This window comes from Limosilactobacillus coleohominis, from assembly GCF_016901675.1.
In the GTDB taxonomy this organism is placed as follows: Bacteria; Bacillota; Bacilli; order Lactobacillales; family Lactobacillaceae; genus Limosilactobacillus; species Limosilactobacillus intestinavium.
Genome location: NZ_JACJKU010000033.1, coordinates 1 through 17,251, shown reverse-complemented (window position 1 = coordinate 17,251; position 17,251 = coordinate 1). Strand labels below are relative to the sequence as shown.

Here is a 17,251-nt window from a genome sequence, read left to right as displayed (position 1 = left end):
GTATAATAGTTATTAAAAGCAAAGGAGAAGACGTAATGAGTACAATCAATCAAAATGAATTGAAGAACGATTTATATGAAGCTGTCAATGGTGAGTGGCTTAAAACCGCTAAAATCCCTGATGATAAACCGGCTACCGGTGGTTTCAATGACCTTGTTGATGATATTGATAAAAAGTTGATGGGGGACTTAGATGAGCTAGTAAAAGCTCCTAGCAATGATTCACGATTGAACGAAGCTACTAAGTTATATCAATTAGCAAAAGATTTTGATCGTCGTGATCGAGAAGGAATAACTCCATTGCAAGATCGGCTTGCCAAGTTAAAGGCAATGAACAGTTATGACGATTATCAAAAAGATTGGGCAACATTAATTCTTGAAGGATCAGCATCACCGGTATCTTTTGATATTGATGCAGACATGAAGAATGCAACAGTCTATGCTCTTTTTGCTGCGGCTCCTGGACTTATTTTGCCTGAAAAAACTTATTATGATAAGGATAATCCACAGGGACCTCAGCTACTGAAAATGTGGTCAATCATGACTAAAAAGCTGCTTCAAAAAGTTGGTTATGATGAAACTGAAGCAGATGATTTAATTGATGATACTATCCAGTTTGACTCGTTATTAGTACCTCATGTTAAAAGTGCTGAAGAATCAGCTGACTATAGTAAAATGTATAATCCGCAATCATTTACTGAGTTCACGTCGCATACAGCGGTGTTAGATTTAGGAAAAGTGATCCAGCAGTTAATTGGCTCTGAGCCTGACAAAATCATTGTAACTGAACCGAAGTATTTTGATGCACTAGATGATATCTTAAAGGACCATTTTGAAATTTTTAAGAGTTGGTTATTAGTCAATGAAGTATTGGGACAAGCAGGATTGTTGACTGACGAGCTCCGTACTATTAGTGGAGAGTATAGTCGAGCACTTTCTGGTAGTAAGAAACCAGTTAACCACCGTAAGTTTGCTTTTTACCTGACTCGGGGAATTTTCAGCCAAGTTATTGGTGATTACTATGGTCGTAAGTACTTTGGTGAAAAAGCTAAAGCGGATGTAACCCACATGGTCAAACAGATGATAGAAGTTTACAAAAATCGTCTGCATGATAACGAATGGTTAGGTGATGCCACAAAGAAAAAAGCAATAACTAAGCTTAATCATTTAGGAATCCAAGTTGGCTATCCGGACAGCATTCCAGATATTTATAATCATTTGAAAGTTGATTTGAATAAGAGTTTATTAGAGAACGTTAACGATCTCGGAGTGACTGCTAATAAGGAACTATTTAGTCGGTGGAATAAACCTGTTGATCGTATGCGTTGGGAAATGAGTGCAGCAACCGTCAACGCTTATTACCATCCATTTAAAAACATCATTGTTTTCCCTGCCGCGATTCTGCAAGCACCATTTTATAGCTTAGAGCAAACAAGTAGCGAAAATTATGGGGGAATTGGTGCAGTAATTGCTCATGAAATTTCGCATGCGTTTGATAACAATGGTGCGTTATTTGATGAGTATGGTAATTTGCATAACTGGTGGACAAAGGAAGACAATGACCATTTCCAACAGTTAGCTCAAAAGATGATTAATGAATTTAATGATTTACCATTTGCAGGACAGAAAGTTAACGGAAAACTGACAGTGTCTGAAAATATTGCTGATGGTGGCGGATTGAGTTGTGCATTGGCTGCCGCACAAGAGGAACGGGACTACTCTGGTCGTGAATTCTTTGTTAACTGGGCACGGATTTGGCGAATGAAGGCGACAACCCAATATATGCAATTGCTTCTTTCGATTGATGTCCATGCTCCTAATAAACTTCGAGCAAATGTTCAAGCACAGAATCAGGATGAATTCTTTAAGACCTTTGATATTCATGAGGGTGACGGAATGTGGAAATCCCCAGATGAACGGGTTAATATTTGGTAAATAGATCATGAAAAAGATTGAAATTATTCGGGGTGACATCACCAAATTTGACGGTGACGCAATTGTTAATGCGGCAAATACAACGTTGATGGGTGGCGGTGGAGTTGATGGAGCAATCCATCGGGCCGCTGGTCCAGCATTATATGCTGCATGTGAAAAATTCAATGGTTGCCCAACCGGTGAGGCGCGACTCACTTTGGGATTTAACCTCCCCGCCAAATATGTTATCCATACACCTGGTCCTGTTTGGCATGGCGGTCAACATCAGGAAGCGACATTATTGGCAAATTCGTACCGTCATAGTCTGGAATTAGGTGATCAATATGGGTGTCAAACTATTGCTTTCCCTTCAATCAGTACGGGAGTTTATGCGTATCCGTTAAAACAGGCGGCTCAAGTTGCCATTCAAACCATTAGCGAGTTCTTAAAAACAGCCAAGCATGTGCAAGTTGTGACCATGGTATGCTTTGATGCTGTTACATTAAAAGCTTACCAAGACGCTTTAAATGATTATCAAAAGTAAGCATGATGAGAAAATAAAGTTGAGTAGTATGGCAGAAGAGCAGAGTAACTGCTCACAAGTAATGAAGAGGGGCCTAGCGTTCGGTTTGCCGAACGTTAGGCCCCTCTTTAAGTACTGTGGTTTTCATATTCTAAAGTGTGGCATAGCTTTAAGTAACAATTTTTAAGTATTAGGAAACCGTTCAACTTAATGTAAATTGTCCATACTTGTAATGTCTGCCGGTAAACCATTACTTGCGCGGTATAATGCGTCTTCAAACTGTCCCATGGACAATGTATTAGCTACTGCGAAGGCAAATCCAAACTGATTTTGAAATTCAGCTACAGCTTTAGAAGCACCATGATGGGCTTTGCTCTTAACTAGAATTACAATGTCGGCTGACTTAAGTTTATCTTTGAGAAAACTCTTTTTGGTTTTAAAACTATCAACGATAGTTGGTTGACCGTTGTATAACTCTATCTGCCGCTGATAATCTTCATGTTCTTGGCGATTGCCCACTAAGACGGCAACTGTTTTATGATTCAAATCAAGGTCAGGGTAACGCTTAGTAAGTGTACGATTTTCATCTTGATCTTCGTTGGAAACTTCGCTTGGAGACTTGCTGACAATTTGTTTCTGATTATTAGAATCTTCAGTAGGGTAGGTCCAACGAATCCGCATGGACGAAGGATCATCTTTGTACCATGCCAGTTCAACGATAGATCCATTACCAACAATTGGATTATTTAGGTCCAGGAGGAACGGATACTTTTTGCCATTAACTAATAATGGTTCATTATTGGAGTTATAAGTTACGCGTAAATGGTGCTTGTGCTTTTTAACTACCCCAAATTCAAATGTAGCAATTTGTTTCTTATCATCAAAGATAATATCACCCATGCGATCAATATGACGAAGGACTTTATGAACAAAGATCCATTTTGACATAATGTCAGCCTTCACAATTGTTCCAGATGTTAAATTCATTTTTCTAACAATTCCTTCACTAATGTGGCCGGCATCTTGACCATTTTCAGTTAGAAGGGAGGCCCCTGATAATTCACGTTGGACAACGTACTGACCTTTTTGGCTAGAGAATGGGACCTTTGGTTGGTGCTTTTCAAACTTCTGGATGGATTGATGACTGTTGCCAGAGGAATACTCCTGCATGACAGGTGTGGTTGAATCGTCAGTTGGCTCGTTGTGATTGTTTAAATGCTGGTCCTTAGATACATGTTTTTCATTACTAAGCCCTAATTTTTTAAGATCATGATGGATTGACTGTAGTTGCTCTGCAAGGACTGTCTGATCTTGTTCAGATAAGTGAGCAGCTATTTTATGATAGCGTTTAGCTAATTTCTCAGGAGAATCATTATTGCTCTTCTCCCCCTGATTTAAATTATCTAGACTGCGTCGGATTCCCTTTAGCTTGTTTAGAATTTCATACTGATTACCATTGAGGGGGTGAACAGATTGCTTTGTTAGCGCCTTTGTTGGATGATTTTCTGAAGGTCTATGATGTTCATGTTGTTTGATAATAAATGGGTGTGATGTGGACTTATTATCAGATGGTAAGGCATTAACAAGGTTGATAGCTGCATTGATAATTTCACGACCGCGAAGCAAACCATCTTCAGAGGCATCAATGTTGTTGATAATATTTAATAAATCTTTGCGATAATCATACATAATAATGCTCCAATCTATTTCAAAAATGAATAACTAAGTGGCTTTCGAATAAATGAAAACATTCAGTTGTTGATATAGTGTTTCAATTACTCAATACTTAATAGCAATTTTATCTTCTGACGTTCTATATAGAAAAGTCTAAATATTAGTATAATCGGTTATTATGATCTATCGCAAATCTAGTTTAATATTAAAAAGGCAGCCATCACTTTCAGAAAATCTGTAAAGTAATGACTGCTTTAATATCATGTAATCTACTTTTGAGTGGATTGAATCAGTATTTAGTGAACTGATTCTACTGAATGGTTAGAAACGAAAGTTTTTTGAATGCGAAGCGAAACAATCATGGCTAATAGGTCAATGATGATAAATGCAATGAGGGTTACGTAATAGTTGTGAAGAACTTGGTGAGTCCAAGATAGTAATACAGGGCCAACCATTCCTGCAGCTGCCCAGGCGGTTAGTACGTAACCATGAATAGCGCCAAGTTCTTTAGTACTGAAGACGTCACCCAAGTAAGCGGGGATGACTGAAAAGCCGGCACCATAACAGGACATAAGAAGGCATAAGGCTAACGCAAAAATGAATGGTTGCTTGAAGAAGATTAAGATCAACAACATGATAACGTCTAAAATAAAAATCAAACTATAAGTAAGAGGACGACCGATATAATCAGATAGTGTAGCCCATGCTAAACGGCCAAAACCATTGAACAATCCAATAATCCCAACCATCACTGCGGCAGCAGCAGGTGTCATGGTGGTCATGCTTTGAGCCATTGGTGAAGCGGCAGAAACAAGCCCGATTCCCGTCGTAATATTGATAAAGAACATAAACCAGAGAGCGGCAAACCAACGAGTTTTAACAGCTTGGTTAGCTGTGAGTGATTCGTTGGTTAAACTAACACGTTCGGCATTGTCAGCAATTACGGCTGGTAGTTCATGAGGGTGTGGTTTTCTAATAAATTGAGCAGTTACCAGCATTATGATGAAGTAGAAAAATCCCAAAGCATAAAAGGCATTTGAAAGCCCAATTGTCATAATCAATCGCAGAGCCAACGGTCCGGTTAATAGTGCAGCAAAACCGAATCCCATGATGGCTAACCCGGTTGCCAATCCCCGCTTGTCAGGAAACCAGCGAACAATAGTGGATACAGGGGTAACATAACCAGAACCTAATCCTAATCCACCGATAACACCGTAGGCTAGATAGAGTAGCCAAAGTTGACGGGTTTGAATTGCTAACCCTGTTAATGCAATTCCGGATCCATAAAAAATACTTGAAATGGTTCCAACTGTTGAAGGACCAAATTTTTCAACTAACCGTCCCATAAAGGCAGCTGACATTCCTAAAAAGAAAATGGCTAGACTGAAAGCAAAAGAAACACTAGCTTCTTGCCAACCAGTTTGGTGGGCAATCGGTTTAGTGAAAACGCTCCAGGCGTAGACACCACCAATCATTAAATGAAAAATAACACCGGCAATAGCAATACCATAACGTTTAAATGAACTAATCAATTTTCTCTCCTTTAAACCCGAACAATAAGAAATAAAATCGAATTATAATTCGCGATTACAAATTAACATGGTTATGAGTGAAACGCAATGGTTAATTATAAAAAAGTGATTTTTTCAAAAATTAGGGAGAATAATCATGAAGCAAGCTGACGATAATGATTGACCAATTTATATACTAAAGGCCTTAAATGTTCATGGAAATCAGAACATTTAAGGCCTTGAGATTCATTAAAAGTTTTAAAGTTAATTGACGGAGATAATTTTAACCTGATACGTTGAATCAGGTGACACAACATTTACTGAAGTTCCTGCCGCTTGGTTCATCATTGCTTGGCCAAGTGGCGAATCAAAGGCAAGTTTATTAGCCGCAAGATCAGCCTCCTGTGTGCCAACTATTTTATAGGTCATTTGATCATGATCATCTAAGAATTCGATTGTAACCGTACTACCTAAATCTATTTTGCCGTTACCTTGTGGTTGAATGATTTGAGCGTACGTTAATTGTTTATTTAAAAAGCGGAGACGACTTTCTAAGTGGCGAAGGTCCCTTTTAGCAGTACTATATTCCGTGTTTTCAGAAAGATCTCCTAACGCACGAGCTGCCTTTAACCGTGCAATTTTAATAGGGCGGTCTTTCTTTAACTCTTCAATTTGTTCTTCAATTTCGCGATAACCTTCTGGTGTCATCTTTTGAAAATAAATTTCTGTCATTATCTTGATCCTTTATAACTTATAACTGATTGACTGGCCATAATGGTTGATTGCCACTAAGGACTCGAACTACTTCACTTGCGGCATCTTGACACCCACGATTGATGGCGTCAGTAGTACCGCCACCAATATGAGGAGTTAAGAAGACATTAGGCAGGCTTAATAATTCATCATTAACGGGTAAGGGTTCCTGTTGAAAGGCATCAAGAACAGCACTGTGAATAGTGTTATTCTTTAAAGCATCAATTAAGTCATTATGGTTAACTAACTGCCCACGTCCAAAGTTAATTAAACTAGCAGTTGGTTTCATTTTACTAAAAGTATTGCGGTTCATCATTTCAGTTGTTTCGGTAGTCACTGGTGCAGATAATGAAACATAGTCTGAGTTAGCAAGTAAGTCGTCTAGTGACACCGCAGTACCAATTTCTGGTTCCTTATGATGACTACCATTGTTTACTAAAATGTTCATTCCTAATGCAGCGGCTTTTGTTGCTAGGGCGTGTCCAATCCGACCGTACCCAATGATTCCCAAAGATTGTCCAGCAATGTCATGACCTGCTGGGGCATGGCCTTTGGACCAATTGCCATTGATTAGCAATTGATTACGTTGATACATATCTCGTGAGGCTAACAGAATACCTCCTAAGATTGCTTCAGCTACAGAATTATAATTTGCTTTAGGGGTAATGGTAACCCAAATTCCATGTTGAGCTGCACCCTGTGGATCAATGTTATTATAACCAACGCCAACTCGTGCTAGAATTTTAAGGTTAGGAGTGTGAGGATAAGTTTCATTACTGATAGGATCAAGCATAACAATCGCACCCTGAATTTGATCAGCATAGTGAAGTAAGGCATCATTATTGACTGCTGGTACTTCAATCATTTGAATATCAGCGTCGCGAAAGACTTTTCTTCCAGTTTCAGTGAAACTTTGGGGAATTAACACAGCTTTTGGCATGATCTAGCCTCCCTATTCGATAACTAGATCTATTATGATATGATTAAACATAGAATTCAATCTGAGAAAGGTGAAGATTATGAGTTTAGATGTCCCAGAAAACATGGAAGAAGTCGCAATGAAGATTGCTCAATACAAAGTTCGTGGACAAGAATTAACAGAAGAACAAGTCATTACAACTGCAGTTCGCGACATTTTACAAGGTTATCTTGACGAAGCGTTAGAAGGTCACTATGACGATGTAACTATGAAGCACGATGGTACATTGGTAGTTACGGATGTAATGGGTGATCCCGCGGGAGAAGTAAAACCCCATGGAACGGATTGGGTAGCAGACTTTAAAGCAGATGCGGATGCGTTAGATGAACGTTTTGCTGATGAAGCGCAAAAAATTGTTGGTCACCGTTAATGATGATTATTTAAGATTGCTTATAATCATAAAAAAGCCCTAAGCTTTCATTTTCCGAAAGTTTAGGGCTAATTTTTTACTACAGTGAAGAGTAAGCAACTAACTAGTTATGGTAGAACTAAACTCGCTTTTTAACTTCATATGGTTTAGTTTGGGAATCCGATTCTTTTTGAGCGTCTTTAGCGTAGAAAATTGCATATTCTTCATTATCTTTATCTTTGGCAATTACAAGGTCGTCTACTTGACGTTCTTTTTTAAAAATTTGTCCCTTACGAATTGCTTCGTTGTAATCATGAATGTTTGCGATGGAGTCGCCTGGGTTAAAAAATATTCTTGTATCCATAATATTCACTCCTCTGTTTAATTAGCACGTGATGGTAGAGTTAAGGTTTGTTGATCTAAAATATGTCCTTTAGCAGCGTGGAAAAATTCATTCAACCAATAACCGTTTTTTAACGGAAGAATTTGATCTAATGCATATACTGTAAGTTCATAATCATGTGTCTGGTCAGGTGGTGTTGGCCCAGTATAACCAGTTTGTGGCTTGCCGTTCACAAAACGACTCGCATTGCTGTTCTTACCCTGAATGAACCGGTCTTTTAGCTCAATGCTTGCATTTTCTGGAATAGTTTGCCAATCAGCAGGAATGTTAGTTGCAATCCAATGAATCCATGTAAAACCACAAACGGGGATTGAATCGTGGTCGATTAATACTAAGGCAAAGGCCTTGGTATCTCGAGGAGCATTTTCAATTTGAATTGGAAAAGATGTTATTGGCTGACCCGCCAGTAAGTTATTTTCTGGTGCAAATTTACCATATTTGTCTGGTAATAAACCGTGATCTAGTTTGACATTAATTTGCATATTAAATTCCTTCTTCCTAACTCAAGTACAGTTTGCGAAGATCAATAATGTCGTTTCTTGATAAACCTACAGCTTCTGTGAGGTAGTGATAGACATCCTGATAATGATCTTTGATAGCCGACAAAGCTGATGACAAGTAACTAGAATGAGCCGTCCATAAGGCAGTATAGTTATCAATCAGTGTTTGAGGCTTATTTGCGGCACGTAACATTGCTTGCTGGCCGTTTAGAAAATTTTTTAAGGCAGTGTTGGTTAATAGGTAATCCTTTTTTGCTACTTTTTCATCAACACCCAGCGCACGTAATATCAAGTAGGCACTCATCCCAGTACGGTCTTTACCAGCAGTGCAGTGAAAAACAATTCCGCCGTCATTACTTAATAAGTGCTTAAAAATCACCTGGAAAGCTGCGGCAGCAGCGTTGCTGGTTGCCATCTCATGGTACACGTTTTGTATATGTTGCAGTCCAGCCTGTGGATCGGTCTGTAAAGATTGGTCTAAGTGGTCAACATTTTTTGATGAATCAGTAACATCCTGAGCAAATACTGGATTAAAAAGATATTGGACCTGATCAGGAAGCCTATCGGGAGAAACTCTAATTTCCTCTTTTGAACGAAGATCAATGTCAAATTTGATGTTCAATTGGATAAGCTTAGCCTGGTCATCCTTAGAAAGCCGATCTAACTTATCAGCACGAAAAATGTGTCCCCATTTCACGATTTGTCCAGTCGTGGTTTTATAACCACCCAGGTCTCGAAAGTTATGTGTATGCATTATGGGTAAAATTCGTTCGTGTGCCATTAGATCACTTCCTTTCTATCTATTCATTATTGTAACAGTTGTTTAATAGCCAGTGCAAAGTGGCGACCCGCTTCTTGCGACCCTCTTTGGTTTGGATGGAGACCATCAGTGGTATGGTGGCACCAGTCAGTAGTTGAAATGACAGGCAATTGGAATTGTTGGCCAATATTGATAATTGAATTTTTAAAGGTTTGGTAAAAAGGAACCATTAAAGCTACTGGGCAATGATAACGTTGAATAACGGCATGGACATATTCATGGTATGCAGACTCAAATTCTTTCTGACTAAATCGACGATCATTCACGCCTAGAGCGATAACAACCAAATTATATTGGCCTGCAGGAATCTGGGTATGAGCATCGAGTTTTGTTAACCATTCCTTTGCTGGAGGAACATTACCAGTTCCGGGACGCAGAACTCCTGCCGCAGAGTAGGCCACTCGTTGCAATTCAATGTCAGGGAGAAGTTGCTGTGCGATTCCAACATAGTTAGTTTCTGGACGATAGTCTACACTTGCATGTTTACCATTTACCCAGCAACCAGCAGTAATTGAATCGCCTAGAATTAGGACATTCGCTGATCTTCGAAACGGTATCATTTGACCCTCGGGATTAATTTCTAAAGAATCAAGAGCAAAATCTTGTTGAAGATTCCAGACATTGTCTAAATCACAATTTCCACCAGTCATAATAATTACTCGGTGATGATTAGGTGAAACAGCGAAAACCATTTGTTTTTGACTAGCAGGCCATCTGTACCAGGGATTATTGTCAATTTGGCAGGCCCAATACTGGCTGGGTGATAGCTCGTTAGCTTGGTTAATAGTATTAATAGCGATTTTTTCAGTGTTATGGATTTCAAATTGAATGGTTGCTCCCAACAAGGGTGACTGCAAAGTATGATTACGCTGGAACCAACGACCAGTTAGGTGAGCTGATGTTAAAAGGTCATTTGACATTATCTTCATTGATCCGTCACTCCATAATTCAGAATATATTATTAATTTTACCGCATATTAATTATTCCATGTTTCACGTGAAACACAAAAAATAACGTTGACCGAATTTATGAAAAGGCTTACTATAAGTTTAGTAAAGTTTTACTACTTTTTTACTAAAATTGTTCTGGGAGGCCACTTATGGAAAAGCAAGCTTTACTTGATGGGTTTAAAAAGGTATTCGGACGTTCTGGACAAGATGTTTTCTTTTCCCCAGGAAGGATCAACTTAATTGGGGAACACACTGACTATAATAATGGACTTTCGATGCCTTGTGCCATTAGTTTAGGAACATATGGAGTTTTTGCTCCACGTAACGATGACCAAGTTGAACTATATTCTCAAAACATCAAGGGTAATATTGTGTCTTTCCCTGTCACAGACGAAACACCAATCGCTAGACCAGAAGAACAATGGGCAAACTATTTTAAGGGAATGCTTACATATCTTCGTCAGTCCGGTTACGAAATTAACAATGGCTTTAGTCTTTACGTTTACGGAAATTTACCATACGGAGCAGGTCTTTCATCATCTGCTTCAATAGAAATGCTAATGGGTGAAATCTTGAAAGATGAGTATAACATTCCAGTTAGCAACATCCAGTTAGCACGATTAGGTCAACGAACAGAAAACGAATTTTTAGGGCTCAAGTCTGGGATCATGGATCAATTTGCTGTTCGAATGGGGAAAAAGAATAATGCGGTCCTCCTCAATAGTGCAACTCTAAGTTATCAATACAAGCCAATGGATAACTTGGACTATATTTTGATTATCATGAGTACTAATAAAAAGCATTCATTAGCCAATTCAGCATATAATGACCGGGTTAAGCAATGTCATGATGCTTTACAACTTCTACAGCAAAAGCTAGAAATTTCGTCATTAAGTGATTTGGACTTTAAGATGTTGGAAGAATACAGCTATTTGATTAATAATCCTGTACTAATCCAGCGGGTTCGGCATGTTGTTACGGAAAATGCCCGTACCCAAGAGGCTACTCACGCTATTCAGACAGGCGACATGGAATATCTTGGAAGGTTAATTAATGCCTCTCATGTTTCGTTAGCTTACGATTATGAGGTCTCAAGTAAGGAACTTGATACGCTAGTTAATACCGCATGGCAGCAGCCGGGTGTGGCAGGTGCACGAATGATTGGCGGTGGATTTGCTGGGAGTGCCATCGCCTTAGTTAAACGGTCACAAGTGGATAACTTAAAAGCTAAAGTAAGCGCTGTGTATCGCCAAAAAATCGGTTACGATGCCAGTTTCTATGATGTTGAAATTGTTGATGGGCCGCGGAAGATAGATTGAATGGAGTAATAAATATGATGTTATTTGAAAAATTTGCCAATCAAGCGATTCAAAATGGCCGGTTTGCACCACTTGATGAAATTTATGTAATGAATAAAGTGCGGGCACTGGTAGGTGATGAGGACATCCAAGATGATGAACAGCAGTCAATTGTCGAACAATTAGTCGCTACAGCAGTAAAAAACGGCAAAATTGATGATGGAATTACTGCTCGTGAAATTCTTAGTGATCAACTTTATGATTTGCTGACCCCAACTCCTGCCAAAGTTAATGCTACTTTTTGGAATAAGTATGTTGAATCCCCAGAAACGGCAACTAATTGGTTTTATAACTTGTGTACACATAATAACTACGTAAAGGTTTCAGCAATTAAACGTAATGTTGAATTTACGAAACAAGTGCGGGACGGAAACCAATTGGAAATTACAATCAACCTTTCAAAACCGGAAAAGGATCCCAAAGCGATTGCAAAAGCTGCTCAATCTACAGGTAAAAAGTACCCACAGTGTGCTTTATGCATGGAAAACGAAGGCTACCTAGGTCGACTTGATCACGCAGCAAGGAGTAATCATCGAATTATTAGGATGATGATTGGTGGCAAGCCATGGGGGTTCCAGTATTCACCTTACGCATATTTCAATGAACATTGTATCTTCTTGGATGCAAAACACGAGCCGATGCAAATCAATCAGCAAACGCTGATTAACTTGGTAGAAATCGAAAAACAATTTCCTCATTATTTTGTTGGTAGCAATGCCGACTTACCAATTGTTGGTGGGTCAATGCTGGCTCATGAACACTATCAAGGTGGTAAACATATTTTTCCTATGATGAAGGCGCCAATTAAGCAGGAAGTTAGTTTTAAAGACTATCCAACGGTTAAAGCAGGGATCGTCGATTGGCCAATGAGCGACTTACGCTTGGTAAGCAACGACGATTTAGCATTGATAGACTTGGGTACCCACATTATTAATTCATGGGGTCACTACAGTGATCAATCGTTACAGATTAAGGCTTCTGATGGGCAAACTCGTCATCATACGGTTACTCCAATTATGCATCGGAATGGTGACAAATTTATTTTAGATTTAGTGCTACGAGACAATAACACTAGCGATCAATATCCATTAGGAATCTTCCACCCACATGCTAAACTGTGGCATATTAAAAAAGAAAATATTGGTTTGATCGAGGTAATGGGTCGGGCAATTCTTCCAGCTCGTCTTAAAACTGAACTAGCCGAAGTGAAAAAGTTTTGGTTAGGACAGCCTAATCAAATTGCGGACAGTCATTTACCTTGGGCAAAAGAAGTTCAAGAACACCGTGAAATTAATAGTGAGAACGCTAATGAAGTCTTGGAAGAAGAAGTGGCACAAATTTTTTCAGATGTATTGGCGGATGCCGGGGTGTTTAAAAATAATGAAGCTGGTCGCGCTGGTTGGCAACGTTTTATTGACCAATTATAAGATGAGGTGTTTGTGGTGGCAGTAACTTTAAAAGATATTGCTAAGAAAGCGGGAGTCTCGTTAACTACGGTGTCTCGAGTTCTGAATAATGATCCTAAACTGTCGGTTAGTGAAAAGACTCGTAGTGCCATCTTAACAATTGCTGAGGAGATGTCGTATACTAGCAAGCACCGATCAAACGAGGAACATCAATCGGCTAGGGTTGGTATTGTTGAATGGTATCCGCGTTCAGCAGAACTAGATGACTTATATTATCTTAGTACCCGGATTAATGTGGAACAGTCAGCCCAAGCAGTTGGATTAGAAACTGTAACAGTGTTCGCGGATAACATGCAGCAAATTCCTGATAACCTTGCTGGGATAATTGCGATTGGTAAATATAGTCGACAACAATTAGAAATATTCCACTCCATTACAAGAAATGTTGTGGTGATTGACCATGATGAATTGGCAAATGGTTTTGACTGTGTTGTGCCAGATTTTCGTGGGGGAATGAAGCAGGCTGCTGAGTTTTTGGCAGAGAAATATCATTCCATTGCGATGATTGCTGGTCAAGAAAAGACCCGGGATGGTGAATTAGTTTCGGATGTTCGCCAGTCGGTGTTTGCTGAGCAACTTCAATCTTTGCATTGCTATAACAATAAGCTATTTGTGACGGGTGATTATTCAGAACAAAGTGGTTATGAACTGATGAAAAGGTTAATCAAAACAACCCCACGCCCAGAAGCAGTGATGGTGGCGAATGATGCTATGGCAGTGGGGGCCTTACGTTATTTACATGAAATCCATGTGGAAGTTCCAAATGAAATGGGAATGATGAGTTTTGGTGATACCACTTTGACCCGTTACACTTATCCACCATTAACTGCCATTAAAGTATCGGTGGATGAGATGGCAACAATGGCAGTTCAACAGGTAAAAATGCGGCGTGGTAGTCAGGATTTTGTTCCAACACGGATGGTGGTTGGCACACGTTTGGTAGAAAGAGCTTCAACTAAAAAAGATTAAAATAATTTGGGGGAGAAATCCCTATTTATTTTTAGAACTAATGAAAGCGCTAGCAAAATAGCGAGGAGGGATTGATCATGAAAGCAGAATTAGACTGGTTAGATGATCCACGAGTGTTTAGAGTAAATCAAATTAAAGCTCATAGTGATCATTATTGGTATCGGAATTATCGAGAGATGGAAGAAAAACAAAGTAGCTATTGGCAATCTTTAAATGGTCAATGGAAATTTTATTTTGCTAAGTGTCCTCAGGAGAGACCAGTAGGATTCTACAAGCCAGCCTTTGACGATCATAATTGGGATCAGATTAAAGTACCTAGTATGATTGAACTTCACGGTGATACACAGAATCAATATATTAATACTTTATATCCATGGGAAGGGCACCATTTTCGACGGCCTGCCTTTACTAATGGACAGCAAGTGGTGCATGGACAATTTAGTCAAGCGTCTGACAACTCAGTTGGTTGCTACCGAACTCGCTTTAACTTAGAACCAGGCCTGAAAGGGAAACAAGTTCGGGTTCAATTTGCGGGAGTTGAACGGGCACTCTATGTGTGGCTGAACGGTCAATTTGTTGGTTATGCTGAAGATAGCTTTACCCCGAGTGAATTCGATTTAACACCGTATGTGAAAGATAATAATAACGTCTTGGCTGTGGAGGTTTTCAAACACAGTACCGCCTCATATTTAGAGGATCAAGATATGTTTCGCTTTTCGGGGATTTTCCGTGATGTCACACTGCAAGCAACCCCAACTACTCATATTGAAGACCTTTTAATCAAGCCAACGTTAAACGATGACCTCACGACGGGAAATCTTGAAGTAAAAATGAAGGTGAATGGTGATATTGACGGAACGGTATCTGTATTAGTTAAAGATGAGAATGGCAAAAGTATTTTGTGTACTGATCAAGCAGTAACATCATCACTAGACATTGTATCTGAAGGTATTAACCATGTTCATCTCTGGGACAATCACAATCCCTATTTATACGAATTAACGATTGCTCTTCATGATTCAAAAGGACAGCTTGTGGAGGTAATTCCATATCAATTTGGCTTTCGAAAAATTGAAATTAATGATGACCACGTTTTGGAACTAAATGGGCATCGATTAATTATTAAAGGGGTTAACCGTCATGAATGGAATTGTGATAGTGGACGTTGTATTACACTAAGTGATATGACTAATGATATTAAAACGTTTAAGGATAATAATATTAATTCCGTGCGGACTTGTCATTATGCCGACCAAATACCATGGTATTACCTTTGTGATCAAAACGGGATTTACATGATGGCGGAAAATAATTTGGAATCACATGGTACATGGCAGAAAATGGGGGCAGTGGAGCCTTCATGCAATGTTCCAGGATCTGTTCCAGAATGGTTAGATGTGGTGGTTGATCGAGCACGGACAAATTACGAGACGTTTAAAAATCACACCAGTATTCTATTCTGGTCTTTGGGGAATGAATCCTATGCTGGGGATAACCTTGTTAAGATGCAAGAATTTTATAAGCAGCATGACGATACGCGACTTGTTCATTACGAAGGAGTTTGCCAGAATCCACGATATCGACAGCAAATCTCAGATTTTGAAAGTCGAATGTATTTACCACCTAAAGATGTTGAGCAATATTTACAAAATAATCCAGACAAGCCGTTTATCGAATGTGAATATATGCATTCAATGGGCAATTCAGTTGGCGGTATGAAAGCCTATATGGACTTAATTAAGAAATATCCGACGTATTGTGGAGGATATATTTGGGATTTTATTGATCAAGCTTTACAAGTTTATGACCCAATTAGCGGTCGTGATGTCATGCGTTATGGGGGCGACTTTGATGATCGACACACTGATGGTGATTTTTCCGGAGACGGATTAATGTTTGCTAATCGGAAACCTAAACCCGCAATGCAGGAGGTGAAATATTATTATGGCCAATTTAAATAAGATGAAGGTTGTATATGGTGATGGAATTCTAGGACTGCACAATCAAGACTTTGAGTACCTCTTTAGTTATGAACGTGGCAGTATCGAATCACTAAAAATTAAGGGTAAAGAGTGGTTATATCGACCAATCTATCCAACGTATTGGCGTGCTAGTACTAGCAATGATTTAGGAAATGGATTTTCATACGAAAGTGCACAATGGTTAGGAGCTGATATGTTTCCACGGTGCACTGATATTGATTTAACTGTAGATAGTCACCATTTTGCTAAGTTGCCAATTGCGCCATTAAATAATAAATTTACCGAGAATGAAGAAGCAGAAACAGTTCAAATTAAGTTTACTTATCAGACTCCAACTGTGCCAACTACTGAAAGCTCAGTGACATATTTTGTAAAATCAAATGGAGAAATTACTGTTACTGCTCATTACAATGGTCACAAGGGTCTACCAGACTTACCGGTTTTTGGTATTCGAATGATAATGCCAACGGTGGCAACCAGTTATGAATATACAGGCCTTTCAGGAGAGACCTATCCAGATAGGATGGCTGGTGCTAAGGAGGGTTCCTATCAAGTTAATGGTATGCCGTTGACTCCATACCTGGTTCCTCAAGAAATGGGCATGCATATGCAAACGAAACAATTAAAAGTTTCACGTGAAACAACTTTGAATAATGCTCAAGTTGTCAACCATCCTTATGCGCTTAGTATTTGTCAGGATAAGCAGCCGTTTAATTTCAGCTTGTTGCCTTATACTGCAGAAGAATTAGAATCGGCAACGCATGATGAAGAGCTACCATTGGCACGCCGCGCAGTGCTTGTTATTGCCGGACCAGTTCGGGGAGTTGGCGGAATTGATAGTTGGGGTGCTGCTGTTGAACAGCAATACACCATTCCTGCTGATCAAGATTATAATTTTAGCTTCATTTTGAATGCACACTAATGACTAAAATTAACTAATTGCTATTCATAAAAATGAAGAGGGCCTGTGTCATTAGTCAGACTACAATCCTTAAATACGAACAGCGCAGTACAACAATGGGGCCTAGCACTCGGTAAACCGAACGCTAGGCCCCTATTGTTGCTTGCGGGGGCGTGAAAACGAAGTCGTAAACGACTTC

At 39.3% G+C, this 17,251-nt stretch carries 16 protein-coding genes; 8 read left to right on the top strand and 8 right to left on the bottom strand.

Annotated elements, in window-relative coordinates; translation table 11 throughout:
• Positions 1-35: 35 nt before the first annotated feature.
• Both H5975_RS04455 and H5975_RS04450 read left to right on the top strand, forming a co-directional pair.
• Complete coding sequence (locus H5975_RS04455) at positions 36-1,934, top strand: M13 family metallopeptidase (RefSeq protein WP_204785047.1); 1,899 nt, start codon at positions 36-38, stop codon at positions 1,932-1,934.
• A gap of 7 nt (positions 1,935-1,941) precedes the next feature.
• Positions 1,942-2,457 (top strand): O-acetyl-ADP-ribose deacetylase, encoded by a 516-nt coding sequence (locus H5975_RS04450; protein ID WP_204785046.1) that lies wholly within the window; start codon positions 1,942-1,944, stop codon positions 2,455-2,457.
• A 186-nt stretch (positions 2,458-2,643) separates the two neighbouring features.
• On the opposite strand, the gene H5975_RS04445 is transcribed toward H5975_RS04450, so the two are convergent.
• From H5975_RS04445 to H5975_RS04430, 4 genes are all read right to left on the bottom strand, one after another.
• Positions 2,644-4,125, bottom strand: a complete 1,482-nt coding sequence (locus H5975_RS04445; protein ID WP_204785045.1) for a DUF2325 domain-containing protein — start codon at positions 4,123-4,125, stop codon at positions 2,644-2,646.
• Positions 4,126-4,406: 281 nt separating this feature from the next.
• Positions 4,407-5,639 (bottom strand): L-lactate MFS transporter, encoded by a 1,233-nt coding sequence (locus H5975_RS04440; RefSeq protein WP_428832682.1) that lies wholly within the window; start codon positions 5,637-5,639, stop codon positions 4,407-4,409.
• Positions 5,640-5,885: 246 nt separating this feature from the next.
• Positions 5,886-6,353: a transcription elongation factor GreA gene (gene greA, locus H5975_RS04435; protein ID WP_204785044.1), complete on the bottom strand. Its 468-nt coding sequence runs from the start codon at positions 6,351-6,353 to the stop codon at positions 5,886-5,888.
• Positions 6,354-6,372: 19 nt separating this feature from the next.
• Positions 6,373-7,314, bottom strand: coding sequence for a phosphoglycerate dehydrogenase (locus H5975_RS04430; RefSeq protein WP_204785043.1), 942 nt, complete (start codon positions 7,312-7,314; stop codon positions 6,373-6,375).
• A 79-nt stretch (positions 7,315-7,393) separates the two neighbouring features.
• On the opposite strand from H5975_RS04430, the gene H5975_RS04425 reads away from it, so the two are divergent.
• Complete coding sequence (locus H5975_RS04425; RefSeq protein WP_204785042.1) at positions 7,394-7,723, top strand: hypothetical protein; 330 nt, start codon at positions 7,394-7,396, stop codon at positions 7,721-7,723.
• 118 nt (positions 7,724-7,841) lie between these two features.
• Here the strand turns inward: H5975_RS04425 and H5975_RS04420 are convergent, their stop codons facing one another.
• The 4 genes from H5975_RS04420 to H5975_RS04405 are packed head-to-tail and all read right to left on the bottom strand — an operon-like array spanning position 7,842 to position 10,354.
• Positions 7,842-8,066: a hypothetical protein gene (locus H5975_RS04420; RefSeq protein WP_178661540.1), complete on the bottom strand. Its 225-nt coding sequence runs from the start codon at positions 8,064-8,066 to the stop codon at positions 7,842-7,844.
• Between the two features lie 17 nt (positions 8,067-8,083).
• Positions 8,084-8,587 carry a YbhB/YbcL family Raf kinase inhibitor-like protein gene (locus tag H5975_RS04415; protein WP_204785041.1) on the bottom strand — a complete coding sequence of 168 codons (504 nt, stop codon included), beginning with the start codon at positions 8,585-8,587 and terminating at the stop codon, positions 8,084-8,086.
• 16 nt (positions 8,588-8,603) lie between these two features.
• Positions 8,604-9,386, bottom strand: coding sequence for a tyrosine-protein phosphatase (locus H5975_RS04410; protein ID WP_204785040.1), 783 nt, complete (start codon positions 9,384-9,386; stop codon positions 8,604-8,606).
• Positions 9,387-9,412: 26 nt separating this feature from the next.
• Positions 9,413-10,354: a GDSL-type esterase/lipase family protein gene (locus H5975_RS04405; protein WP_204785039.1), complete on the bottom strand. Its 942-nt coding sequence runs from the start codon at positions 10,352-10,354 to the stop codon at positions 9,413-9,415.
• Between the two features lie 171 nt (positions 10,355-10,525).
• On the opposite strand from H5975_RS04405, the gene H5975_RS04400 reads away from it, so the two are divergent.
• The 5 genes from H5975_RS04400 (at position 10,526) to H5975_RS04380 (ending at position 17,073) form a co-directional block, all read left to right on the top strand.
• Entirely contained in the window at positions 10,526-11,695 is a 1,170-nt protein-coding gene (locus tag H5975_RS04400; protein WP_204785038.1) for a galactokinase, read from the top strand.
• 14 nt (positions 11,696-11,709) lie between these two features.
• Positions 11,710-13,161: a UDP-glucose--hexose-1-phosphate uridylyltransferase gene (locus H5975_RS04395; RefSeq protein WP_204785037.1), complete on the top strand. Its 1,452-nt coding sequence runs from the start codon at positions 11,710-11,712 to the stop codon at positions 13,159-13,161.
• Positions 13,162-13,176: 15 nt separating this feature from the next.
• Positions 13,177-14,169: a substrate-binding domain-containing protein gene (locus H5975_RS09070; protein WP_204785036.1), complete on the top strand. Its 993-nt coding sequence runs from the start codon at positions 13,177-13,179 to the stop codon at positions 14,167-14,169.
• A 77-nt stretch (positions 14,170-14,246) separates the two neighbouring features.
• Entirely contained in the window at positions 14,247-16,130 is a 1,884-nt protein-coding gene (locus H5975_RS04385; RefSeq protein WP_204785035.1) for a glycoside hydrolase family 2 protein, read from the top strand.
• A complete protein-coding gene (locus H5975_RS04380; protein ID WP_204785034.1) occupies positions 16,114-17,073 on the top strand; it encodes a beta-galactosidase small subunit in 960 nt (319 codons plus the stop codon). The genes H5975_RS04385 and H5975_RS04380 overlap by 17 nt, the downstream gene beginning before the upstream one ends.
• Positions 17,074-17,251: the final 178 nt, after the last annotated feature.